The sequence below is a fragment of the Amycolatopsis thermalba genome, from assembly GCF_003385215.1.
In the GTDB taxonomy this organism is placed as follows: domain Bacteria; phylum Actinomycetota; class Actinomycetes; order Mycobacteriales; family Pseudonocardiaceae; genus Amycolatopsis_E; species Amycolatopsis_E thermalba.
In genome coordinates this window covers 43,702-66,353 of the sequence record NZ_PQHW01000029.1, presented here as the reverse complement: position 1 = coordinate 66,353, position 22,652 = coordinate 43,702, and the positions used below count along the sequence as shown (strand labels likewise).

19 protein-coding genes are annotated in these 22,652 nt (G+C 71.8%); 9 read left to right on the top strand and 10 right to left on the bottom strand.

Annotation, left to right across the window (positions count from 1 at the left end; all coding sequences use genetic code 11):
* The 3 genes from D0D15_RS14555 to D0D15_RS14545 form a co-directional block, all read right to left on the bottom strand.
* The coding region (locus D0D15_RS14555) for a WXG100-like domain-containing protein (RefSeq protein WP_208646176.1) at nucleotides 1-1,645 on the bottom strand (1,645 nt) is incomplete at its 3' end.
* Between the two features lie 33 nt (nucleotides 1,646-1,678).
* Nucleotides 1,679-2,056 (bottom strand): hypothetical protein, encoded by a 378-nt coding sequence (locus D0D15_RS14550; RefSeq protein ID WP_094004909.1) that lies wholly within the window; start codon nucleotides 2,054-2,056, stop codon nucleotides 1,679-1,681.
* Nucleotides 2,053-2,475 carry a YbaB/EbfC family nucleoid-associated protein gene (locus D0D15_RS14545; protein WP_233157193.1) on the bottom strand — a complete coding sequence of 141 codons (423 nt, stop codon included), beginning with the start codon at nucleotides 2,473-2,475 and terminating at the stop codon, nucleotides 2,053-2,055. The genes D0D15_RS14550 and D0D15_RS14545 overlap by 4 nt, the downstream gene beginning before the upstream one ends.
* Before the next feature lie 71 nt (nucleotides 2,476-2,546).
* On the opposite strand from D0D15_RS14545, the gene D0D15_RS14540 reads away from it, so the two are divergent.
* Complete coding sequence (locus D0D15_RS14540) at nucleotides 2,547-3,824, top strand: S8 family serine peptidase (protein WP_233157192.1); 1,278 nt, start codon at nucleotides 2,547-2,549, stop codon at nucleotides 3,822-3,824.
* A gap of 103 nt (nucleotides 3,825-3,927) precedes the next feature.
* Here D0D15_RS14540 and D0D15_RS14535 read toward each other — a convergent pair whose 3' ends face one another.
* The 4 genes from D0D15_RS14535 to eccD all read right to left on the bottom strand — a co-directional run bounded on the left by D0D15_RS14535 (nucleotide 3,928) and on the right by eccD (nucleotide 7,540).
* Nucleotides 3,928-4,221: a WXG100 family type VII secretion target gene (locus D0D15_RS14535; RefSeq protein WP_233157191.1), complete on the bottom strand. Its 294-nt coding sequence runs from the start codon at nucleotides 4,219-4,221 to the stop codon at nucleotides 3,928-3,930.
* A 35-nt stretch (nucleotides 4,222-4,256) separates the two neighbouring features.
* Nucleotides 4,257-4,580 (bottom strand): hypothetical protein, encoded by a 324-nt coding sequence (locus D0D15_RS14530; RefSeq protein ID WP_233157190.1) that lies wholly within the window; start codon nucleotides 4,578-4,580, stop codon nucleotides 4,257-4,259.
* A 149-nt stretch (nucleotides 4,581-4,729) separates the two neighbouring features.
* Nucleotides 4,730-6,130: a type VII secretion protein EccB gene (gene eccB / locus D0D15_RS14525; protein ID WP_115944499.1), complete on the bottom strand. Its 1,401-nt coding sequence runs from the start codon at nucleotides 6,128-6,130 to the stop codon at nucleotides 4,730-4,732.
* Nucleotides 6,131-6,139: 9 nt separating this feature from the next.
* Nucleotides 6,140-7,540, bottom strand: a complete 1,401-nt coding sequence (gene eccD, locus D0D15_RS14520) for a type VII secretion integral membrane protein EccD (RefSeq protein WP_094004904.1) — start codon at nucleotides 7,538-7,540, stop codon at nucleotides 6,140-6,142.
* A 120-nt stretch (nucleotides 7,541-7,660) separates the two neighbouring features.
* On the opposite strand from eccD, the gene eccCa reads away from it, so the two are divergent.
* From eccCa to D0D15_RS14505, 3 genes are all read left to right on the top strand, one after another.
* Nucleotides 7,661-11,617: a type VII secretion protein EccCa gene (gene eccCa / locus D0D15_RS14515; RefSeq protein ID WP_115944498.1), complete on the top strand. Its 3,957-nt coding sequence runs from the start codon at nucleotides 7,661-7,663 to the stop codon at nucleotides 11,615-11,617.
* A 121-nt stretch (nucleotides 11,618-11,738) separates the two neighbouring features.
* Nucleotides 11,739-12,812, top strand: a complete 1,074-nt coding sequence (locus D0D15_RS14510) for a hypothetical protein (protein WP_094004902.1) — start codon at nucleotides 11,739-11,741, stop codon at nucleotides 12,810-12,812.
* On the top strand, nucleotides 12,812-14,953 hold the full coding sequence (locus D0D15_RS14505) for a hypothetical protein (protein ID WP_094004901.1): 2,142 nt from the start codon (nucleotides 12,812-12,814) through the stop codon (nucleotides 14,951-14,953). Before D0D15_RS14510 ends, D0D15_RS14505 begins: the two co-directional genes overlap by 1 nt.
* A 230-nt stretch (nucleotides 14,954-15,183) precedes the next feature.
* Here the strand turns inward: D0D15_RS14505 and D0D15_RS14500 are convergent, their stop codons facing one another.
* Nucleotides 15,184-16,236 carry a hypothetical protein gene (locus D0D15_RS14500; protein WP_094004900.1) on the bottom strand — a complete coding sequence of 351 codons (1,053 nt, stop codon included), beginning with the start codon at nucleotides 16,234-16,236 and terminating at the stop codon, nucleotides 15,184-15,186.
* The gene (locus D0D15_RS14495; RefSeq protein ID WP_233157189.1) at nucleotides 16,233-17,432 is read right to left on the bottom strand and encodes a type VII secretion protein EccE; all 1,200 of its coding nucleotides are present in this window, start codon (nucleotides 17,430-17,432) and stop codon (nucleotides 16,233-16,235) included. The genes D0D15_RS14500 and D0D15_RS14495 overlap by 4 nt, the downstream gene beginning before the upstream one ends.
* A 230-nt stretch (nucleotides 17,433-17,662) precedes the next feature.
* On the opposite strand from D0D15_RS14495, the gene D0D15_RS14490 reads away from it, so the two are divergent.
* From D0D15_RS14490 to D0D15_RS14475, 4 genes are all read left to right on the top strand, one after another.
* Nucleotides 17,663-18,583: a sigma-70 family RNA polymerase sigma factor gene (locus D0D15_RS14490; RefSeq protein WP_094004898.1), complete on the top strand. Its 921-nt coding sequence runs from the start codon at nucleotides 17,663-17,665 to the stop codon at nucleotides 18,581-18,583.
* 167 nt (nucleotides 18,584-18,750) lie between these two features.
* Nucleotides 18,751-18,912: a hypothetical protein gene (locus D0D15_RS36320; protein WP_167481508.1), complete on the top strand. Its 162-nt coding sequence runs from the start codon at nucleotides 18,751-18,753 to the stop codon at nucleotides 18,910-18,912.
* 88 nt (nucleotides 18,913-19,000) lie between these two features.
* On the top strand, nucleotides 19,001-19,867 hold the full coding sequence (locus D0D15_RS14480) for a 5-oxoprolinase subunit C family protein (RefSeq protein WP_094004896.1): 867 nt from the start codon (nucleotides 19,001-19,003) through the stop codon (nucleotides 19,865-19,867).
* A gap of 735 nt (nucleotides 19,868-20,602) precedes the next feature.
* Complete coding sequence (locus D0D15_RS14475) at nucleotides 20,603-21,034, top strand: C40 family peptidase (protein WP_233157188.1); 432 nt, start codon at nucleotides 20,603-20,605, stop codon at nucleotides 21,032-21,034.
* Here the strand turns inward: D0D15_RS14475 and D0D15_RS14470 are convergent.
* Complete coding sequence (locus D0D15_RS14470; protein WP_094004895.1) at nucleotides 21,010-21,639, bottom strand: TetR/AcrR family transcriptional regulator; 630 nt, start codon at nucleotides 21,637-21,639, stop codon at nucleotides 21,010-21,012. The two genes, D0D15_RS14475 and D0D15_RS14470, sit on opposite strands and share 25 nt — an antisense overlap.
* Here D0D15_RS14470 and D0D15_RS14465 point away from each other — a divergent pair.
* Nucleotides 21,624-22,538 carry a Vgb family protein gene (locus D0D15_RS14465; RefSeq protein WP_198958184.1) on the top strand — a complete coding sequence of 305 codons (915 nt, stop codon included), beginning with the start codon at nucleotides 21,624-21,626 and terminating at the stop codon, nucleotides 22,536-22,538. The two genes, D0D15_RS14470 and D0D15_RS14465, sit on opposite strands and share 16 nt — an antisense overlap.
* Nucleotides 22,539-22,652 lie beyond the last annotated feature (114 nt).

Here is a 22,652-nt window from a genome sequence, read left to right as displayed (position 1 = left end):
ACGCCGCCCCGCCCCGGGTCGCCGAACCCGAGCCGCTGCTCGACCCGCCACCCGAGCCGGACGACGTGCTCGCCGACCCACCCGACCCGCCGGTCCCGCCGCCGGTCGCGGTCTGGGTCGCGCCACCGCCGACGTGCCCCGCGGCGGGCGCGGCGCCGTCCCCGGTCCACGTGACACCCGCGGGCACCTGCCCGGGCTGCTGCGCGATGAAGTTCGAGAAGTCGGTGCCCGCGCGGAAGTTCGCCAGCAGCCGTTGGTCGGCCAGGTTCATCGAGAAGTGGCTCTTGAACTCCTTGATCGACGTGCCGCCCGCGTAGAGCTCCTGCACGCCGCCCATCGCGCCACCGAGCGCGGCCTTCTTGAGGTTCTCCCAGCTGAGCGGGTCCTCCCCCGCCTGCTGGCCACCGCGCGCGTTCCGGGCGGTGGTGTCGTGCGGCGTCCCCTCCGCGTTCGTCAGCTTGTCCATGCCGGCGGTGAACCCCACCGACCCGACCTGGCCGATGACACCACCCGCGGCACCGAGGATGACGTGCGCCGGCAGCCCCGCGGCCAGCGCCAGCGGACCGCCACCGAGCGAGGCGCCGACGAACCCCGCGGCGACGTTGGTGAAGTTGACCCGGTACCTGTCGCCCATCTCGATGTCGGTCAGGACCTCGCCACCCAAGGCGCCGCCCGCGCCGTACATCGCACCGCTGCGCACGCTGTAGCCGACCAGCCGCTGGCCGATGACCTTGCCCGCGCCGCCCCGCGCGACGTGGGTGGCCACCGCCTCCGCGAGCCTGCGCTGCATCTCGGGCGTGAGGCCGCCCTTCTGGACCGCGCGCTGGGTGATCCGCTCGGCCACCTCCCGGCCGCCGTACCCGCGTCCGAGCTGCTGGGCGATCTCCCTCCGGATGGCCGGGTTCTTGAACTGCGGCATGATCCGCATCAGGGTGCGCTCGACCTCACGCGCCCCGATCCGGCCCGCCGTGTGCGCGAGGTAGATCCGCCAGCCGCGGGCGATCGCCGCGCCGGCGCCCTTGATCGAGAACTGCTTGATCGCCTGCTTGATCGAGATCTCGGCGACCTCGGCGATCGCCTTGCGCATCAGGGCGCGCAAAGCGAGCCCCGTCGCGGTGATGGACCCGGGGATGCCGGCCAGGCTGCCACCGAGGCTGGGCACCGCGGCGGCCAGCGAGACGGCGATCTCCGTGACGGTCATGACCAGCATGACCTCGTAGCTGTTCTTCGCCAGCGCGAGGCTGGTCTGGAACTGCCCGACGCCCATCCCCATTTCCATGGCGTTCTGGGCCGCGCCGAGGATGACCTTGCTGAACTGGGTCGACGCCGCGCTGAACTGCGCCGGTGCGGCACCCTGGTAGCCCTGCGTCACCATCTCGGTGAGCGCGCCCAGCTGCGTCTGCAGGTCGGCCAGGTCCAGGCCCTTGGCGCTCCAGAAGTCGACGAGGGGCTGGATGTCGTCCGGGTGCGCCTCCGGGTACTCGCCGAGCCACCCGTCGATCGCCGCGCGGACGATCGGCGGGAGGACCGGGATCCCGACCCAGTCGTTGACGTCGCGGATGAACTCGTCCGCCGCGTCCCCGAAGTCCGCCAACAGCTGCGCGAAGTACGCGAAACCATCATCGATGGTTCTGTGCACTCCCATTGGCGGACCTCTCGGACGGGTGGGTTCGGCTGATCAGGCGGGCGGGTTGATCTTGCTGATCTCCGCGTCGTTGTCCAGCTCGGCGCCCATCTGCGTGTCGATCGCCGACCGCAGGCCACCGCCGAGGTCACCCAGCTCGTCGCCGATCTGCTTCATCGACGCGAAGAACTGCCCCGCGTTGGTCGCGTCGAAGCCCGGCACGCCGGTCGACGCCGGGGTGCCCCGGTAGGTCGGCTTGAACTGCTTGCCGAGATCGTCGTTGCCGAAGACGGACATGTCCGGGCCGACCTTCTGGTCGTGCTCGCTGTTGGCGGCGCTCGCCAGCTTCGCCAGGTCGGCGCCGTTGAGCGCGATCTGGTCGCCGAGCGAGCGGATCTCCGCGGGGCTGGTGCTGATCTCGAGGTAGCTCACCGGTCTTCCTTCCCTTCTGCGTAGATGTCTGCGTCCAGGCGGTTCATCAGCTGGCCGATGGTGTCACTCTCGTTGGAGCGCAACTCGTGCTGCAGCGAGTACATGTCGGCCGGGAACTGCCCGGCCATGATCTCCTCGCGCTGCTGGTTGATGTCGGTGACGGCGTCACGGGAAGCGGCCAGGATCGCGGCCTGCAGCGCCGCGGCGTCGGGCTTGCGGAAGACGCGCGGATCGATGTCGATGTCGGCCAGCTGTCCCCGCGGCCCCACCACGACCTTGACCAGTCTGTCCGGTGACCAGCCCACCCCGGTGAGCTGCATCATCCGCTGACTGGCCTTCGGCAGCTCCTCGGTGGCTTTCTTGATCTGCTCGAGCATGCCGATCAGCGCGGGATTCACGCGCCCCGAAGGGGAACTCATGACTACCTCCGTCCATCCGGCACAGTGGCGACATTGCCATGATCACCGGTCACTCCGCTAGCATCGCCGCCGTGAACTCCAAGCGCCTCCGTGCGGCACTGGTCACCGCGGCCGTCGGGCTCGCCGTCGTGGCGGTGGCCCCGCCGGCCGCGCGGGCCCAGCAGAACTGTGTCGTTTCCGGGACGCTCGTGGTTCCCGTTCCGTGGTCGCAACAATTGCTGGCACCCGATCGGGTGTGGCCGCTGACCACCGGGGCCGGCCAGCGCGTCGCCGTGGTCAGCACCGGTGCGGCGGACAATCCGCAGCTCGCCGGGCATCTGGCCGAGCGGGCGAACTTCGCGCCGGCGGACATCGGAGAGTCCAGCGGCAGCCCGGACTGTCTCGGCACCGGCACCGGGGTGAGCGGCATCATCGCCGCGCAGCCCACGTCCGTGGTGGGGTTCCACGGCATGGCCCCGGGTGCGCAGATCCTGTCCGCGAAGGTCGTCGGCGACTCGTACCCGACGGGCCGCGAACCGCGGGAGAGCGTGGCGCCCCAGGTCCTGGCCGCCGCGATCAACTGGGCGGTCGACCGCAACGCGAGCGTCATCGCCGTCCCGACGATCACCTACGAGGACAACGGTGCCCTGCGCGGCGCGGTGCAGCGGGCGCTGTCGCGCAACATCGTGGTGGTGGCCGCCGTCGGCGAGCGGCAGTCGAACGAAGCACCGGGCCTGGTGCCCTACCCGGCCGGCTACGACGGCGTGATCGGAGTGGGGTCCCTCGCCGAGAGCGGGCTGGTCACCCAGGATTCGCGTGCCACGGCGGTCGACCTGGTCGCCCCGGGCGCCAACGTCGTCACGACGTTCCCGAACACCGGACTGGGCGCGGTGGCCGGCACCGAGTTCGCCACCGCGTACGTGGCCGGCACGGTCGCGCTGGTCCGCTCCCACCTGCCCCAGCTGTCCAATCAGGACGTCGCGAAACGGCTGTACGCCACGGCGGCACCGGCCCCGGAAGGCACCGGAAGCGCCTCCTACGGCTACGGCGTGGTGAACCCGTACCAGGCGGTGTCCGACCAGGTGGCCGCGGGAAACCCGGTGGCGCTCCCGCCCCTGGTCCCGCCGACCATCCCGCCGGACGTCGCCGCCCGGCAAGCCGCTGAGGACCGCAGCGACGACTGGGCCTTCGGCCTCGCCGCGGGCGGCTTCGCCCTCGTGGTGCTGGTGAGCGCGATCGTCGTGTTCGGACCGCTCGGCCGTCGCCGCCGCTGGCGTGCCGGGCTGGCTCCCGTTCCGCAGGACCGGCCCGAGGACGAGCGTCCCGAGCCGCCGGTGGAACTGTTCAGCGACCGCCCCAAGCGGTCGTGACGTCCTTCCCTGGCACAACGATTCCTCCCCTGCGTTCCCGAGCGTGAGACAAACCGGTCCCGGAGCGCGGACACGCTCCGGGACCGGCGGTGGTGATGAGATCTCAGGCTTGGAAGGCCCTGCTCGCCTGCTGGTCCGCGTTGAACGCGTTCTCCATCGCCTTGATGACGGCCTGGCCGAACTGCGCGCGGGTCGAGGCGTACTGGACCAGCTGCTTGTTCCACTCCACGTGCGCCTGCTCGAACGCGCTCGCGGCGGCACCTTCCCAGTCCGCACCGAGGATGCCCTTGGCCTGCGCCATGAAGTCGTCGAAGAGGTCTTCCAGGTCGGTCGACTTCTTGATGTTGGACGAACCGGCGTCCCCCACCATGCTCGTGTACTTGAGACGTCCATCCATGTCTCGGTCCCCTTTCGGTGAGGTCGGGCGACGGCCTACAGGCGGCCGAAGTTCATGCCCGAAGCGGCGGCGCTGATGGCGCTGGAGTCGTCGTCGTCCTGGTTGGTCAGGATGTTCTGGGTGCCCGTGATCCCGTTCATCAGCCTGTCGAGGATCGGGGCGAGGTTGCTGTGCCAGAAGGCCAGCAGGTCGGACGACGAGAGCTGACCGGTCGACGAGGCCTTGCCGGCCCATTCCGACCCGACGACGTTCTCGAGGTCGCCGTGCATGCTCTTGCAGATCTCCTCGCCGCGTGTCTTGGCATCGGCGAGGAGCTGGTTCAGCCTGGTGACTTGATCATGTACGAGATTCAGGGCCACGCCTGTCACCCCCCATGTCGCGGGACATTTACCAGCAGAGTAGGCGCGGCGGCTGACAACCCCCCGTCGCCCCGTACCACCCTGACACGGGACAAAACCGCTGGTCAAGACTTCTCGTCAGAAGTTCACCGGCTCCTGGTGCGGGTGGACTACGGGACCGCCGACAGCATCGCCGCCGACGGGTTCAGCGTCGGGCCCTCCGGGATGCGCTGCACGAGCGCGGCGGGGATGTCGACCGCCGACGACGCGGAGTACCCCAGCTGACCCAGCACCTTGTCGTCGGGCACCGGGTAGCGCAGGCCGGCGTCGGTGACCAGCGTGTACGCCCCCGTGGTCGCGGTGGCCGAGGGCAGCACCCGCACCACGGCGACGCCGCCCGGCGGGACCAGCACCCGGTCGGCCAGCTTCGTGCCGGTGCCGCTCTCCGCGGTGGTGTCGATGGCCGGGTCCAGGACGCTCGTGTCGCCGCCGATCGAGATCACCGGGTCGGTGCGGGCGTCGTGGGTTTCCGAGCACAGCGCGGCGCGGCCCTCGGCGGGCACGGTGACCAGGTCCGGGGGCAGCGCCGGCGGCGCCGCCTCGCCCTCGGCGGGCACCAGCGCGTTGCTGGTGGGCGCGGCGGTCGCGGCCGCGGCGGTGATCTCCTTGGGCCGCACCGAGTACTGGCCGGAGATGATCCGCACCTGCAGCTCGGTCAGCGGCGCCAGCCCCTCCTGCCGCACCAGGTAGTACTGCACGCCGCGGGACAGCGGGTAGTAGACCACGTCACCGACGGCGAACCCGCTGAGCACGGCGGACGGCGAACCCTGGCCGGGCACGTCGATCCGGCCGATGTCCTGCCCCACCGGCAGGCCGTTCAGCCAGGCCGTGCCCGCGTCCACCGGACCGGCCTGCGCGCCGAACACCGAGCGGATCACCGCGCCGTCGGTGATCCGGTAGCGGTGGTTGTTCCACACCAGGTAGACGGTGCCGTCGGTGGAGTCGCTGGCCAGGATCGCGCGCTGGCCCAGCGGCACCCCGCCCGGCATGGACTGCCCGACCATCAGCGTGGTCGTGGTCAGCGGAGCGCCGGCCAGGTTCTGGCCCAGCACCGAGCACATCGTCCACGGCGTCGCGGTCGCCGGGCTGGCGGGCGGCAGCGAGTCCGGCGCACCGGGAATGCCCACCGCGGGCCTGCGCGGCAGGCCGGCCAGGTTCTTGCCGGCCACGCGGTGCGGCCCGGCCTTGTCCGCGCTGGTCAGCAGCCGCGCCGAGGCGTAGTTCAGGGTCGGCTGCAGCTCCCCGGACTGGTACACGAAGGTCGCGCCGGTCTCCCGCTCGATGATCACCGCGCCGTCCGTTTTCCAGGACGTGCCGCCGACTCCGGTGAACACGCCGTACACGCCGAAGCCCGCGGCGATGAGCACCGCGATCATGACCCCGGCGAACACCGCGCCCACTCCGCGCCGCAGCGGGGTCAGCTCCGGATCGGTCTCGTGCACGATGAGCGCGGAGGTGACCCGCTGCATCATGAACTGGTAGGCCTGCAGCTGGTCGCGACGAGTGGGCACGCCTATCCCTCAGCCGATCGAGGCCATGAGGCCCTGGACGTAGGTGAAGAATCCGGTGATGAACCCCGCGAACGGGATGAGGGCCACGATAGCCATGACGTCCACGATGTCGGCGATGCGGCCGAACCACGGCGAGGGGTTCTTGCGGGAGTAGACCAGCCCGGCGGCCGCGACCAGCAGCGCGAGCACCACCAGCGCCAGCAGGAACAGCCCGAGCCCGCCGTTGCCCGACGCGGTGCCGAAGCACCAGGCGGCCAGCAGCGCGAACACCCACAGCCCGGCGACCAGCAACGGGATCCGCTGGCGCGGCACCGGGAACAGCCGGGCGCGCAGCAGCAGCGCCGCGCACGCCAGGATCAGCATGATCAGCCGCGACCCGCCGGCGTGCGCGGCGAGCGGGATCGCCGCGCACGCGCTGATCAGCGCGGCGCCGGTGAGGAAACCGGTGAGCAGCTCGTCGGCGCGGGCGGCCGCGTCGAACACCGCCGGGGTGGCCGGGTGCGGTTCGTCGTTGAGCAGGTCGGCCGACCGCTGCGGCAGCGCGGGCAGCGGCACCCGGCCCAGCCGCAGCGCGAGCCACGGATATCCGGGCAGCAGACCGATCGCGATGGTCAGGACCAGCGCGCCGGCCGCGTCCGGGTCCATCCAGCCGCCGAACAACGCCCCCAGCGCGCCGAGGAAACCGGTGGTGATGGCGGCGACGAACACCCGGCTCGTCGCGCCGACGCCGAGGTAGCCGACGATGCCGAACACCAGCAGCGAGATGGCGCCCAGCAGCAGCTGCGCGGAGCCGAAGGAGAACAGCCCCAGGTGGTCCGGCGCGGTCGGCAGGTACCCGCCGAGGAAGGCGTACGGCAGCGCCGATCCGGCGAACACCGCGCCCGCGTAAGCGTCCGGCACCGCGCGCGCGACGACGATGCCCAGCGCGGTCAGGACCACCGCGGCGGCCAGCGTGATCAGGCCGGCGTCGAGCCACGGTGGTTCGAACAACAGGGACACCAGGCTGCCCCCGCACAGCAGCACCGCCGCGATGACGAGCCCTGCCCGCCGGGTGGCGGCGCGGCCCCAGCTGCGGCCGTAGCGCCGGGCGCCGCTGGCGATCGCCTCGACCAGGTCGTCGTACTCGATCTCCGGCCAGTCCACCGGACCCGGGACCAGGTGCAGGATCTCGCCGTCGCGCACCTGCTGCGCGGCGAGCGTCTGCTGCCCGTCGAGGCGTTCGCCGGTGGGCCGCCGCAGCGACCAGCCGCCGTGCTGCTCGCCGGTGTCCGGCGCGTCCTCGCCCGCGTGGCGCAGGATGTACGGGAGCAGTTCCGCGACCGGCACGTTCTCCGGGAGCGCGACGTCGATCCCGCGCTTGGGCGTGGTGATGCTCACCTTCGCGAGGGTCGTGCCCATCGCCGACGTCATGCTGCCCCTACCTCCAAATTGGACCCCGAGCCCGGCTGGGAGAGTATCCATTAAAGCGCGACACTAGGCTGGCGGAAAGCTCTATGCTGGCGCACCCGGGCGCTCGGGAGGTTTTCGGTCTTGGGAACGATCATAGTCAAGCGGCCACTCCGGCGGCCCGCGCCTGACCTGCCGTCGGGCGACGTGGTGCTCGATCCCCCACCCGAGAACCCGCCGCCCGCGGGCAAGAGCTGGTCGCGGGTGCTGATGATCCTGCCGATGCTCGCCGGCACCGGCGGCATGGCGCTGCTGATCGGCGCCGGGCGGTCCGGTCCGCTGATGTACGTCGCCGGCGGTCTGTACGGCGTCGCGGTGCTCGGCATGATCCTGTTCCAGATCATCAGCCAGAACGGGCAGGGCGCGAGCAAGCAGGAGATGATCGCGAACCGCCGCCGGTACATGCGCCGGCTGTCGCAGCTGCGCGCGCAGGTGCGGGACACGATCGACCAGCAGCGCACGGCGATGTTCTACCGCCACCCGGATCCGGCGCGGCTGTGGTCGACCGCGCAGAGCGCGCGGCTGTGGGAGCGCCGCCCCGGCGACTGGGACTTCACCGTCATCCGGATCGGGCTGGGCTCGCAGGAGCTGGCGACGCCGCTGGTGCCGCCGGAGACCAAGCCGATCGACGAGCTGGAACCGCTGTGCGCGATGGCGCTGCGCAAGTTCGTGACCACCTATTCGACCGTGCCGGACCTGCCGGTCGCGGTCGCGCTGCGCGGGTTCTCGCGGATCTACCTGACCGGTGACGACGACCGCAAGCGCGCGATGGCGCGGGCGCTGGTGGCGCAGCTGGGCACGTTCCACGCGCCGGGCGACGTGCTGACCGCGTTCTGCGTGCGCGAGCGCGAGCTGTGGGACTGGGCCAAGTGGCTGCCGCACGCGCTGCACCCGTCCAAGACGGACGCGGTCGGCCAGATCCGGCTGGTGGCGCCGAGCGTGACGGCGCTGGAGGCGATGCTCGACGACGTGGTGGCCAACCGGCCGCGGTTCAACCCGGGCACGCAGCCGATCGAGGGCTCGACGCACGTGGTGGTGTTCGTCGACGGCGGCGACGTCGGCGGGTCCGAGCACCTGATGATCGAGGGCGGCGTCGAGGGCGTCACCGTCATCGACCTCTCCGGCGAGCCGCCGCGCCTGCTCGACGCGGCCACGCTGGTGCTGGACATCTCCCCGGACGGCAACCTGACCAGCCGCACCATGGACGGCGCCGGCAACATCGGCACCGCCGACGGGCTGGGCATCGAGGAGATGCGCGGCCTGGTGCGCACGCTCGCGCCGCTGCGGCTGTCCGCGCTGACCGCCAGCGAGCAGCCGCTGTCCGGGTCGCTGGAGCTGACCGACCTGCTCGGACTCGGCGACCCGTACGAGTTCGAGCTGGCGAAGAGCTGGGAGACCCGGTCCAACCGGGACCGGCTGCGGGTGCCGATCGGCATCACCGCCGACGGCCGCCCGATGGAGCTGGACCTCAAGGAGTCGGCGCAGGACGGCATGGGCCCGCACGGCCTGCTGGTCGGCGCCACCGGCTCCGGCAAGTCCGAGCTGCTGCGGACGCTGGTGCTGGCGCTGGCCGTCACCCACGATTCGGAGATCCTCAACTTCGTGCTGGTGGACTTCAAGGGTGGCGCCACCTTCACCAAGCTGGACCGGTTGCCGCACACCAGCGCGGTGATCACCAACCTGGCCGACGAGCTGCACCTGGTGGACCGCATGCTGGACGCGATCGGCGGCGAGCTGGTGCGGCGGCAGGAGCTGCTGCGCAAGGCGGGCAACTACGGTTCGCAGCGCGACTACGAGAAGGCCCGCACCGCGGGCGCGCCGCTCGACCCGCTGCCCGCGCTGCTGATCGTGGTGGACGAGTTCTCCGAACTGCTGACCGCGCGGCCGGACTTCATCGACATGTTCGTCCAGATTGGACGCGTCGGCCGTTCGCTCGGTGTTCACCTGCTGCTCGCCTCGCAGCGGCTGGAGGAGGGCCGGCTGCGCGGGCTGGACTCGCACCTGTCCTACCGCATCGCGCTGCGGACGTTCTCCGCGATGGAGAGCCGGGTCGTGCTCGGCACGCCGGACGCGTTCCAGCTGCCCCGCTCCCCCGGCAACGGCTTCCTCAAGACCGGAGTGGACGAGCTGACCCGCTTCAAGGCGGCGTACGTGTCCGGGGTGCACCGGCGCGGCACGATCCAGCGCACCGACGACGAGGGCCGCCAGATCGACCCGGTGCAGGACTACTCGACCGCCTACCTGCGTCCGCGGCTGGCGGAGAAACCGGTGGAGCAGCCGAAGCCCGCCGAGGCCGACGACCTGGGCGAGACGCTGATGGACGTGCTGGTCGAGCGGCTGGAGGGGCAGGGCGTGCCGGCGCACCAGGTGTGGCTGCCGCCGCTGAACGAGCCGCCGACGCTGGACAAGCTGCTGGAACCGCTGGTCACCGATCCCGAGCGCGGCCTGACCACCGGGATCCGGGAGCACCGCGGCGCGCTGCGGGCGGCGGCCGGCATCATCGACCGGCCCGCCGACCAGCGCCGCGACGTGTGCTGGCTGGACCTGTCGGGCGCGGGCGGCAACCTCGCGATCGTGGGTGGCCCGCACAGCGGCAAGAGCACCGCGGTCCGCGCGGTGATCGCGAGCCTCGCCCTCACCCACACCCCGTCCGAGGTGCAGTTCTTCTGCCTCGACTTCGGCGGTGGCGGTCTGACCGCGTTGCGCGACCTGGCGCACGTCGGCGGGGTCGCGACCCGGCGCGAGGTCGACCGCGTGCGGCGCAGCGTCGCGGAGGCCCGCACCCTGATCGCCGAGCGGGAGCAGCGGTTCGCCGAGCAGGGCATCGACAGCATGGCGACCTACCGCAAGCTGCGCCGCGAGGGCCGGTTCCCGGAGGACCGGTTCGGCGACCTGTTCCTCGTGGTGGACGGCTGGGGCACCCTGCGCGCGGAGTTCGAGGACCTGGAGGCCGACATCGCCGAGGTGGTCAACCGCGGCCTCGCGTTCGGCGTGCACGTGATCGCGACCGCCAACCGCTGGATGGACCTGCGGATGAACCTGCGCGACATGTTCGGCAGCAGGCTCGAGCTGCGCCTGGGCGACCCGGTGGACTCGGTGATCGGGCGGCGGCAGGCCGCGGGTGTCCCGGAACAGGCGCCCGGGCGTGGTCTGTCGCCGGACGGCGCGCACTTCCTGTCGGCCGTCCCGCGGGTGGACGGCAAGGAGACCGCGGAGGACCTCGCCGACGGCGTCCAGCACTTCGTCGCGTCGGTGAACGCCGCCTGGCCCGGCGCCCCCGCGCCGCGGGTCCGGCTGCTCCCGCCGATGCTGCCCTACTCGGCGCTGCCCGCGCCGGACGAGAACGGCATCCCGATCGGGATCTCCGAGGCCGACCTGCAGCCGGTGGGCCTGGACTTCACCGCCGAACCGCACCTGGTGCTGTTCGGCGACGTCGAATCCGGCAAGAGCACGTTCCTGCGGGCGCTGGCCACGAGCATCATGGCCCGGTACACGCCCGACCAGGCCCAGATCGCCCTCATCGACTTCCGGCGGAGCCTGCTCGGCCTGATCCCGGACGAGTACTTGATCGGTTATGCGACCGCGAGCGGAACCGTTCAGGAAATGGTGCGTCTGACCATCGACGCGATGCAGAAGCGACTGCCGGGAGGTGACATCACGCCGGAACAGCTCCGTTCCCGCAGCTGGTGGAGCGGCCCGGAACTGTTCATCCTGGTCGACGACTACGACCTGGTCGCCCCGAACCCGCACGACAACCCGCTCGCACCGCTGCTGGAGTACATGACGCAGGGCCGCGACATCGGCCTCCACCTGGTGGTCACCCGTCGCAGCGGTGGCGCCGCGCGGGCGATGTTCGACCCGGTCATCGCCCGGATCCGGGACCTGGCCTCGCCGGGGATCCTGATGTCGGGCAACCGCGAGGAGGGTCCGCTGCTGGGCAACATCCGGCCGCAGAAGCTGCCGCCGGGACGTGGCTGGCTGATCACCCGCAGCGGGGGTGCGCGGCTGGTGCAGCTCGCCGAGCTGCCTCCACAGGCCTGAGACAGTGATCCACCGGAGTTGACTCGAGGTGGTTAGCTAGGGAAGCGGGGGGCCGCCGACCCCTACCCCCGGCGGGCCCCCGCCACCCGAGCTGGGCTTCACGACGTTTGGGAGGGACATCGTGGCACCGATACCGGACGAACCGGGCACCGTCCCATCCGCCGAGTGGGCTGCCAAAGGTGCCGAGCTCGAGCTGGATCCGACGAACTTCCGCAACTACGCCAAGAACCTCGGCCTGATCGCCGCCGACCTGAACAGCGACATGATGTCGGCCCAGTCGGCGCTGCAGGGCCCCGGCGGCAAGGACATGCTGATGTCCACGATGTTCGAGCCGGGCCAGGACATGCAGGCCTTCGCCGACCGCAACGCGCAGGAACTCGGGATGTTCATGCCCGACGCGCACCAGGACGTCAAGGTCCTCGAGTCCGTCGGCTACATCTTCGGCGACTTCTTCGAGAACATGGACGGCGGCAACTCCGCGATGCTCGAAGTCCTCCAGTGGGCCTTCCGGATGGACGGCGCCAAGAAGCCGGAAGGCGTCCCGTCCTGGCTGGACGAGAAGAAGACCGTCGCGGAGTACCTGACGCCACCGGCCGGCACCGGGGTGACACAGACCGGGAAGGACGAGCAGCTCAACCAGATCGTCGTCGGCAACATGACGATCACCACGTTCCGGACTCCCGATGGCGGCATCCGCACCGTCCAGACCAACGGCAACGTGACCACCGAGTACCTGGACGACAAGAACGGCAACCGTCAGTACATGATCACCTCGACCAAGGGCGACCACGAGACCACGACGGTCACCACCGCCTATTACAACGGTGCGCCGGCCGGGGAGACACGCCGCACGACGAAGCACGACACGGACTCGGACCCCAACGTCGTCCACCAGGTCACGACGTCGCAGAGCTACGACAAGGACGGCAAGCCCGTCAAGTCCGACGCCCCCGCCAAGAGCCAGCACGTGGTCACGTACAACCACCAGGACGGCACGCACTCCCGCCAGTACTACAGCGAGTCGATGCAGAAGGACGTCAACGACGTCGACCGGGACGGCAACAGGGACGAGAAGGTCCCCACGAAAACCGACCAGCGGACGGTCGGCGCCCAGCACGACCTGCCCACCGGCGCCGATGTGCGGCAGGGCCATCCCGAACTCGACCAGGCACGACGCTCGATACCAGGGGGGTAGTGACGAGCATGGGCGACGAGTACTTCGGTTACGACCTGAGCAAGATCGGCACCGGTGTCGGTGGGGGCTACTACGACATCGGTAAGGATTCGCCTCCCGCGGTCTGCAAGAACTACGACTTCTCCACGGAGGGCATCGAGTCGCTCTACCTCGCCATCGTCAAGGGCGAGCAGCCGGGCACCACCGCCGACCGCGCCCGGCAGTGGGGCAACGTCCAGCTGGCGCTCCAAACCGTCGCCGACAACCTGCGCGAGCAGACCCAGACGCTGGCCGACCACTGGAAGTCCCCCGCCGCCAAACAGGTCTTCCTCGCCAAGGTCGGCATGGTGCTGGCGCACCTGCGCGAGTGGCAGGACGCCGCGCTGCGGAACAGCACCGCGTTGTACGGCCTGTCGAACACGATGTACGAGGCACAGGCCAAGATGCAGGCCCTGTACGACGACTACAAGGCCGAGAAGAAGGACGCGATGGAGAACGCGACCCACGACATGGGCGCGTTCTACGAGGCGAAGGTCGGCACCAAGCCCGGCAACGCGCAGGACAAGCTCGAAGCGGGCAACAAGGTCACCGAGAAGTACGACAAGGACGCGCGCGAACTCGCCGAGACGATCGCGGGCCAGTACGCGCCCTACATCTACAAGCTGCAGTCCGCGCACGCGCCGAAAATCGAGCTCCTCAACGCGATCCTGCACCCGGAGGCGACCGGCGCGCCGCGTCCGCCGACGATCGGCGCGCCCGGCGCGCCCGGCACACCGCCGGGTGGCGCGCCGAGCGCCCCTCCGGGCGGTGCCCCCGATGTGCCCGGGAACGCGCCCAACGCACCCGGTGACGCGCCGAAGGCCCCGGGCGACTCGCCCGCCTTCAACGGGAACAACGCGCCCACGGACAACCCGGCTTTCAACGGCAACCAGGCGCCGACAGCGCCCCCCGGCCCGGCACCGGTCGCGCCGACGCCGCCCGGTCCGGCGCCGACCGCGCCGACACCGCCGGACGGGTTCACGAGCACGCCGCCGCCCGGGAACGCGCCCGGCATCAATCCGGCTCTGCTCGGCCTCGCCGGCGCGGCCCCGATGTTCACGAACGGGTTCGGCGGCGGCAAGGCGCCGGCCGCGCCCTCGTTCGGCAACAACGGCGCCACTCCCAACCTGTTCTCCGGCAAGGCCCCGAACAACGTCCCGTCGACGCTCGGCCTGAACACCACGTCGACCCCCACCCCGGGGACCGCTCCGGGCGCCCCGCCGTCGTTCGGCCAGAACAGCAGCCCGTACCCGCCGGGCACGATCACCCCGCCGCCGGGCGGTCAGGTGCCGCAGCAACCGCAGAGCAAGGAGCCGGGCGGCAACCAGCCCGGCGCGCCCACGTTCGACACCGCGCTGCCCTTCGACGAGCACCTGAGCCTGGCAGCCAGCTCGGAGTTCCGGCAGGCCGTGCAGTCGGCGCCGCCCGTACCGCCGGGCGCGGAGTCGGCGATGGGCCCGAACGCGGGCTCGGCCCCGCCGCTTCCGCCGGGCGGCCAGGCACCGAACGGCCGCGACGTCCAGGCGGGTCGGCGGCCCGGCGCACCGCTGATGAGCGACCTGTCCGAGCGGCCGCCGGCCTTCCAGCCGCCACCGTCGACCGCGCCGGTGCTCAACAACGACAGCAAGCGCGGTGGCAGCGCGAAGGAAGCACCCAGCGGGACCCGCGAAGGCTTGCCGCCGGGCGTGGGCGCGCCGCCGGTGCTGTCCAACCCGCACCGCAAGGCGCCGGCCAAGACGTTCAGCGAGTGGCAGGCCGAACGCAAGCGCCGGAAGACGCAGGGCGACCGCAAGCAGTCGGAGTTCGTCGCGAACCTGCCGGTGAGCACGACGCCGGTGTTCGACGGGCGGTACTCGGCGCAGGAGTACGTCGCCGGTTCCGCCGGGGAGATCCCGGACTTCCTGCAGGCGCCGGTGCCGGTGGTCACGGCTCCGGACCGGCACGCCAGGCCGGTCGTGCACGCCGATCGCGCCCAGCGTGTCGTCCGGAAGGACGAGAAGGCGCCGGTCACCGACGAGGCCGTCTTCGAGGTCGCGACGCCGGGTGGCCCCGTCGTCGCGACCGGGGAGCGGGAGAGGCGGTACCGGCCCGCGGAACCGTCCGCTCTGGACGGACGGAACTGAACCGCTGTCCGGTGCGCCGGATCCATTGCGGACCGGCGCACCGGACGACGAGTTGCGCCCCTTCAGGCGGCGATCACCCTTCCGGGGAGCTGCGCGGTCGCACTCTCCTGGGGGTGGAGTGCGGCCGCACTGCACTGCCCGAGAACCGGAACATCCGGCCGCGAACGCACGCGGCGGGCGGACCGGGTGCGGGAAGACCGGCAGGCGGTTCGGCCTTCCCGCGCCCGGAGTCAGAACCGCCCGGGCCGTCCCAGGCGTGCCCGCTCGGCCGGCGCCGGGTCCACCCACACGTAGTGGTTGGTCTCCCCCGCGAGCACGGCCAGCATGTCGTCCCGCAGCATCTGCAACTGCTGCGACGTCCGCTGGGTCAGCCGGAGCGCCGGGGCGAGCAGTGAGGCCTCGTTGGGCGTGAGCCGCTGCATCAGCACCAGGTCCGAGCCCGGCACGGCGCCCACCCGCTCGGGCGTGAGCCGCCGGTGCAGCAGCACCCTCGTCTGCCACGCCTCCGGCTCGCTCTGCGACTGGGGTGCGTCGTGCAGGCACAGCACGGGCGCGTCGGCACTGGCGGTGACCGCGGGCGGCGAACCCGGCGCCAGCACCGCGACCCGGTCGGTCCGCCCGGTCGCCGACTGTCCCAGCTGGACCCAGTCCGCCGGGTGCTGCGAGAACACCAGCAGCCGCGCCCCGGCCCGCAGCGCGCGGAACGCCATCAGCCGCGCCGCCCAGGCGCCGCCGATCAGGCTCACCGACACCGGCTCCGGCCGGAACAACGTCAGCGCCACCGGGAACCCGTTCTGGTCCCGCCCCAGCGGCAGCCCGACCGACGACGCGGACACCTGCAGCAACTCCAGCGCCGCGTCGGAGGCGTGGTGCGCGCCGATCCGCAGCCGCGGGATCGAGCGGTGCCGTCGCGTGCGCCAGTCGCGGTGCTCGCGCGCGGCGCCGGCCGCGGGACCGGCGGGGCCGGGGCCGGGCGGCTGGGGCGGCATCGGCGTGGGCACGCCGACCGCCAGCGCGGGCCGCGCGACCTCGACCGTCGTCGCGGCGGCCGCGGCTTCGGCGGAACCCTGCTGCTGCGTCTGCGCCGGGGCGGGCACGTTGACCACGGCGGGCGCCTGCGGCACGGCCGGCGCGCCGAGCACGGCCTGTCCGGGCGGCATCGGCGCGTGCTGCTGCTGCACCGGCGGCGGTCCGGGCTGGGCCTGCGCCGGCGGCATCATGGGCCGCGGCATCGCCTGCGCGGGCGGCTGAGGCCGCGACGGCGGGTACTGTCCGGCGTTCATCGTGCACCTCCCCCGCTCGGTGCCGAAGCATACACGGCCGGGCCGTGCTGACCGTCCAAACGGGACACCCGCGCGCCGTTGCGCCCGGCCAGCGTCTGCACCAGGTCGCACACCTGCGGATACCGCTGCGCCGTGGCCGCCACCCGGACCAGGCAGCGCAGGGTGGTCCCGTCGAAGGAGGGCTCCAGCAGCAGCGCGATGCTGACCAGGTCCGCGGGCAGCTCGGCCAGCGCGGCGAGCAGGTTGGTGCCGCGGTCGGGCTCGGGCCACGACTGGATCCAGAAGCACCCGTGCGTCAGGCGCGCGGAGTGCCACGACTCCCAGGCCTCGTGCACGCGCGCCGGACCGCCGCCGGGGAGCAGGTCGCAGGAGCGGGCGAGCGCGTCGACGACCTCGTCCGCGGTCAGCATCCGCGCCCGCAGCCCGCGCCGCCGCAGCACCCGCTCGGCGCGGCGGGTGATCTCGGCCAGCACGGCGGGCACGTCCAGGCGCCCGCCCGGCGAGTCGATCATCGACTCGGCCACGGCCCGGGCGTCCAGCCGCACCGCGACCCACAGGGCGCGGTCCCGGGTGCCCGGCTCGCGTCCGGGCACCGAGTGCGTCACGACCTGCATCACCACGCCGGCCTGCTCGGCCTCGGCGGCGGTGCGGGCCAGCGCGGCCAGCGGCACCGGCGGGGTCGCCACGTCCGCGCCCCCGGTCACCTCCAGCACGGCGAACCAGCCCGCCTCGTCGCTGCCCATGCCCAGCTTGCCCTCGCCCGGCCCGTCGATGTCCTCGACGACCAGGTCCGGCGCCAGCTCGCACAGCGCGGTCAGCCGCGGGTCGTCCCGCATCTCGCCCGAGGTGCCGCGGCGCGACCGGAAACCCATCCACAGCATCAGGCTCTCGGTCCACCAGCGGCCCTTCGAGCGGCCGAACATGCCGACGATCACCGCGAGCCCGATGACGCCCGCGGCGATCAGCGCCCACAGTTCCTGCACGCCGACCGCGGCGACGACCACGAGCACGATCTCGAACGCCAGCAGCCGGGCCAGGCTCACCACGCCGAGCCGCCCGCGGCCACGCACAGGCCGGAACCACGCCTGGCCCCTGGCCTGGGCGCGCAGCTCGGCGGAGCCGCCGCCGCGCGCGTCGAACTGCGCGGCGGCCTGCGGCTGCTGGCCAGTCGTGATCACCTGCGGAGCCCCTTCCACCAGCCAACGATATCGCCGGACCCGGCCATGATCACCGCACGAAAATCCGCGGCGCTCACGGCGGACCCGTAGCCGACCCGCACCGTACCGCACTCGCGCGCGGCCGGGTTTCCCATGACCTGGCCTTTTTCCCTTCGACGCACCTCGCCGGGCTGTCGGTTCCGTGCCAGGGCGGTCGGCCACTCTGTTAGGCGTACCAGACTCCCCTGGCTCGTCGGAGGCAACGGCAGGTGACCCCACCGCTCTTCGAGCCGGCCGATCCGGTCCGGGCGTACCTCAACGGCATCAGCCGGACCGACCTCCTGACCCTCGAGGAGGAGGTCACGCTCGCCAAGCGGATCGAGGCCGGGCTCTACGCCCAGCACGTGCTCGCGACCACGCGGGTGCTCGACCCGCAACGGCACGCCGACCTGCGCACGATCGCCGAGGAGGGCCGGGAGGCCAAGAACCGCCTGCTGGAGGCGAACCTGCGGCTGGTGGTGAGCATCGCCAAGCGCTACACCGGCCGCGGCATGTCGCTGCTGGACCTGATCCAGGAGGGCAACCTCGGGCTGATCCGGGCCGTGGAGAAGTACGACTACACGCCCGGGTTCAAGTTCTCCACCTACGCCACGTGGTGGATCCGGCAGGCGATCAGCCGCGCGCTGGCCGACCAGTCCCGCACCATCCGCATCCCGGTGCACCTGGCCGAGCAGGTCAACCGGGTCCTGGCCGCGCGGCGTGAGCTGGCCACGCGGCTGGGCCGGGAGCCGGGGCACGCGGACATCGCCGCGGAGCTGAGCCTGACGCCGTTCCAGGTGATCGAGCTGCTCTCCTACAACGAGGAGCCGATCAGCCTGGACCAGACCGTCGGCACGGACGGCAGCAGCGTGCTCGCGGATCTGCTGTGCCACCCGGGGCGGCCCGGGGTGCCCGCGTCGTACCACGTGTTGCGGCGGGAGATCGACGAGCTGCTGTCCACGCTGAAACCGCGGGAGCAGCAGGTGATCCGGCTGCGCTGCGGTCTGGACGACGGCCGCCAGCGCACGCTCGAGGAGGTCGGCCGCGAGCTGGGCGTCACGCGGGAGCGGATCCGCCAGATCGAGCGGCGCACGCTGGGCAAGCTGCGCGAGGAGTCCCGCACCGCGCGGCTGCAGGCCTACGTCTCCTGAGTCCGTTGTGGACTTCCGCAGCACCGCAGTGGTGCCGCCGTACCGGGCCCGCTGACCTGCGGATTCGATCTCGCGGGACGGTCAGACTGGTGCCGCCGATCCGCCAGTGCGACGGCGCACACTCGGGTGGGGCAACGACCATCGAGGGGGAAGACGGGCAGGCTGACATGGCTGAGACGAGCACCCTCTGCCGGACGTGCGGGGACTCGGGCGGCTGGATCCTGGAGACCGACGTCGATCCGGCGACCGGGCTGATCACCTCGCGGGAGGCGCCGTGCCCGCGGTGCCGTCCGGCTTCGCGGAGACAGGACGACCCGTTCGGTTTTTGACATTTCGGGCTGTTCTGTCACAGATTCCTCTTGCAGGATCGTTCAACAATCAGTACGGTCACGGCACCCGAAACGAATCGGAGTTGTCATGGCCGCCGTGCTCGAGGTCGTCGACAGCGGTCCGTTGTCGACCGTGCAGGACCTGGGCCGGCCCGGGTACGCCGACATCGGCGTGACGGAGTCCGGCGCCGCCGACCGGGCCTCGCTGCGGTTGGCGAACCGCTTGGCGGGCAACGGTGAGGGTGCGGCCGCGATCGAGGTGACCTTCGGCGGGTTCGCGGCGCGGGCCACCGCCGAGGTGACGATCGCGGTGACCGGCGCGCCGTGCCCGATCACGATCGACCGGATGGGCGCGCCGATGAACGCGGCGCTGCGGGTGCCCGCCGGGGCCGAGTTCCGGCTGGGCTGGCCGGCGACCGGGATGCGCAGTTACGTGGCGGTGCGGGGCGGCATCGCGGTGGAGCCGGTACTCGGCTCCCGGGCGACTGATCTGTTGTCCGGCCTGGGCCCGGATCCCTTGCGGCGGGGGATGGTGCTGCCACTGGGTGCGGCTGTCGCGTCGCCGGCGCCGCCGCGCTTCACGCCCGTGGCGGCGCCCCCGTCGGACGAACTGGCGCTGCGAATCCTGCCCGGCCCGCGGGACGATTGGTTCACGGAGTCGGCGTTGCGGACGCTGCTGGCACAGCCGTACGCGGTGACGTCGGAGAGCAACCGGATCGGCATTCGGTTGGAGGGCCCGGTGCTGCCGCGCGCGCGACACGGCGAGCTGGTGAGCGAGGGGATGGTCACCGGGGCGGTGCAGGTACCGCCGTCCGGCAAGCCGACGCTGTTCCTCGCCGACCACCCGGTGACGGGCGGCTACCCGGTGATCGCGGTGGTGGTGACGGAGGATGTCGACAAAGCGGCCCAGGCACGACCCGGACTACTGGTGCGCTTCGAACCGGCGCGGGTTTGAGGGGTTTGGTTGCTGTCCGGGGAGGCGGGCTGTTCGTGGCGATGGGCCTGCGCCTGGTGGTGACCGCCTGGCGATCGGTGCATGGATGGTCCAGTCGTGCTGTCACCACTGGTCCAGTCGTCGCGTTTTGCCGACGAGAGGGCCACTGATCACCTCACGAGGCGTCCACTCGTGGGGGACGAACGATCCCCTCGGGGGCCACGAGGTGCGCACTCGCCTTCACGTTTCGGCACGAACGGTCCGCTCGTGGGGGCCACGGGTGGCCGTTTCACATGGCCACGACCGGCCCACTCACACGATCACGACCCGCCCATCCACACGGCCACCACCGGCCCACTCGCGCGGCCACCACCGGTCCACTCGCACAGCCGCCAGCGGACCACTCGCGCGGAGCACCAACGGGCCACTCGCACAGCCACCACCGGGCCACTCACGCGGCCACCAACTGTCCACTCGCGCGGCTGTGAGTGCTCCATCAGCCGCCCACCCCAAGCCGACCGTGACAAGCCCGCCACGGAAAGCAACCGAACCCAAATCCGAGAAACAGAACCAAGCCACCCCGCAAGTGGATGGTGTTTTAATTCACCACTTCGGGCGTATATCGTTTCGTGATCGGGCCCCTGGGAAATCGGCTGCTGGTTCTGGCCCCGGCCGGTGAGTCAGTTCCAGAGCAGAACCGAAATGCCTTCAAGGACTGAAGGAGGGGTTCATACCGTGCCCACTCGAATACGCAGGATGATCACTTTCCCGATCACCTGCGCCGTCGCGACCGCGGCCCTGCTGGGGCTCACCGCGCCCGCCGGCGCGGCCCAGCTCTCCACCGGTGATCGCATCGTGCAGGCTGCCGCGCGGCAGGCCGGGAGTCCTTATCGGACGGGCGGCGAGGCTCCGGGCGGGTTCGACTGCTCGGGACTGACGCAGTACGCCCACAAGCAGGTCGGAATCGATCTGCCCCGCACCTCCCGCGCCCAGCGGGCCGCCGTGCGCAGCGTGTCCAAATCGGACATGCGACCCGGTGACCTGGTGTTCTTCGCCAGCCGCGGCAAGGTCTACCACGTGGGGATCTACGCCGGGAACAACAAGATCTGGGCCGCCCCCGAATCCGGCGACGTGGTCCGCCTGCAGAACATCTGGACCAGCTCCTACACCGTCGGACGAGCCTGGTGACCGGAGGCCGTCAAAAACGGTGAGACCGAGCAGGCCGCGTCCCGCGCGGCCTGTTCGGCCAATTCCTCCCGCGGCGATTCACCCATCAGGACGAGCCGGTGGTAAAGCGGCGCCGTCGCGGCCACCAGCAGCCGCTGGGCGTCCACCGGGCCCGCGATCTCGCCACGCGCCCGCGCGCGCGAGACCACCACTTCGCACCGCCGGTACCGGTCCCGCCAGAACGCCTGCAACGCCGCCGCGGCCGGCGCGGACCGGAACGACGCCGCGATCAACGCCCGCGTCACCGACGACGACTCCCGCAACGACGCGAAGACCTCCCGGTTCAGCGCCACCAGGTCACCGACCAGCGAACCCGTGTCGGCCGGCGCCCAGTCGTCCCCCGCGGCCGCGTCGAACACGTCCGCCAGCAGCCCGCCCACGTCCCGCCACCGCCGGTACACCGTGGCCCGGTGCACCCCCGACCGCTCCGCCACCGCGTCGATGCTCAGCCCGTCGAACCCCGCCTCGACCAGCAGGGACGTCACGGCGTCGAGCACCCGCGCACGAGTGCGGGCGGTGCGGCCACCGGGCCGGCGCAAACCACTTGCGGATGCCGAGTCGGTCATGCCAGCATCTTAGCGCGACAACCGTCGCGTTAAGGAGGCAACGCGTGCAGATCGAGGAACACCGCGTCCCGGGCAAGGGCCCCTACGAGATCACCGCCGGCCCGGACGGCGCCCTGTGGGTCACGCTGGTCCACAGTGGTCACATCGCGCGGATCGCCGACGACACCACGCTTTTCGACCTCGACCCCGGATGCGGCCCGGCCGTCATCACCCCCGGCCCGGACGGCGCGCTGTGGTTCAGCCGCTTGCGCGACCACCGCATCGGCCGGATCACCACCGACGGCACCGCGACCTCCGTCGAGCTCCCCGCGGACTGCGGGCCGTACGGGATCACCGCCGGCCCGGACGGCGCGCTGTGGTTCACCGAGATGAACACCGACCGCATCGGCCGCCTCGACGACGGCGAACTCACCGAATTCCCCCTGGGCACGAGCGGTTCCTACCCGTCCGCGATCGTCACCGGCCCCGACGGCGCCCTGTGGGTGACCCTCAACCAGGCCGACACCATCACGCGTCTCACCACCGACGGCGGGGTCACTCACTTCGCCCTGCCCACCGAGAAGGCCGCGCCGGTCGGCATCACCGCCGACGATCACGCGGTGTGGTTCGTCGAGATCGGCGCCGGCCAGATCGGCCGCCTCACCCCGGACGGCGAGATCACCGAATTCCCGCTGCCGGATCGCGAAGCCCGCCCGCACGCGATCGTCCCGGACGGGGAAAGCGGTTGCTGGTTCACCGAATGGGGCGCGGGCCGGATCGGCCACGTGACCGCCGACGGCGAGTTCGAGCACCACCCGCTGCCCACCCCGGGCTCCGAACCCCACGGCCTGACCCGCACACCCGACGGCGAGGTGCACGTCGCGCTCGAAATCGGCAAGGTCGCCCGGCTACGCCCCTAGCGCGCTCAAAGCCAGATGGGCTGGGTGGCCGGGTCGACGAGGCCGCGGTACGCGGTATCGCACGGAACTGCTGGGGTCGTTGCTTTCCGAGGTGCACGCCCGGTCGAGCAGGGG

Bases quoted from the DNA above. Each gene is read 5' to 3' on its own strand.
- D0D15_RS14475 (WP_233157188.1), top strand. From the start codon at position 20,603: ATGATCACTTTCCCGATCACCTGCGCCGTCGCGACCGCGGCCCTGCTG.
- D0D15_RS14465 (WP_198958184.1), top strand. From the start codon at position 21,624: ATGCCGAGTCGGTCATGCCAGCATCTTAGCGCGACAACCGTCGCGTTA.
- D0D15_RS14545 (WP_233157193.1), bottom strand. From the start codon at position 2,475: ATGAGTTCCCCTTCGGGGCGCGTGAATCCCGCGCTGATCGGCATGCTC.
- D0D15_RS14535 (WP_233157191.1), bottom strand. From the start codon at position 4,221: ATGGATGGACGTCTCAAGTACACGAGCATGGTGGGGGACGCCGGTTCG.
- eccD (WP_094004904.1), bottom strand. From the start codon at position 7,540: ATGACGTCGGCGATGGGCACGACCCTCGCGAAGGTGAGCATCACCACG.
- D0D15_RS14500 (WP_094004900.1), bottom strand. From the start codon at position 16,236: ATGAACGCCGGACAGTACCCGCCGTCGCGGCCTCAGCCGCCCGCGCAG.
- D0D15_RS14480 (WP_094004896.1), top strand. From the start codon at position 19,001: ATGGCCGCCGTGCTCGAGGTCGTCGACAGCGGTCCGTTGTCGACCGTG.
- D0D15_RS36320 (WP_167481508.1), top strand. From the start codon at position 18,751: ATGGCTGAGACGAGCACCCTCTGCCGGACGTGCGGGGACTCGGGCGGC.
- D0D15_RS14470 (WP_094004895.1), bottom strand. From the start codon at position 21,639: ATGACCGACTCGGCATCCGCAAGTGGTTTGCGCCGGCCCGGTGGCCGC.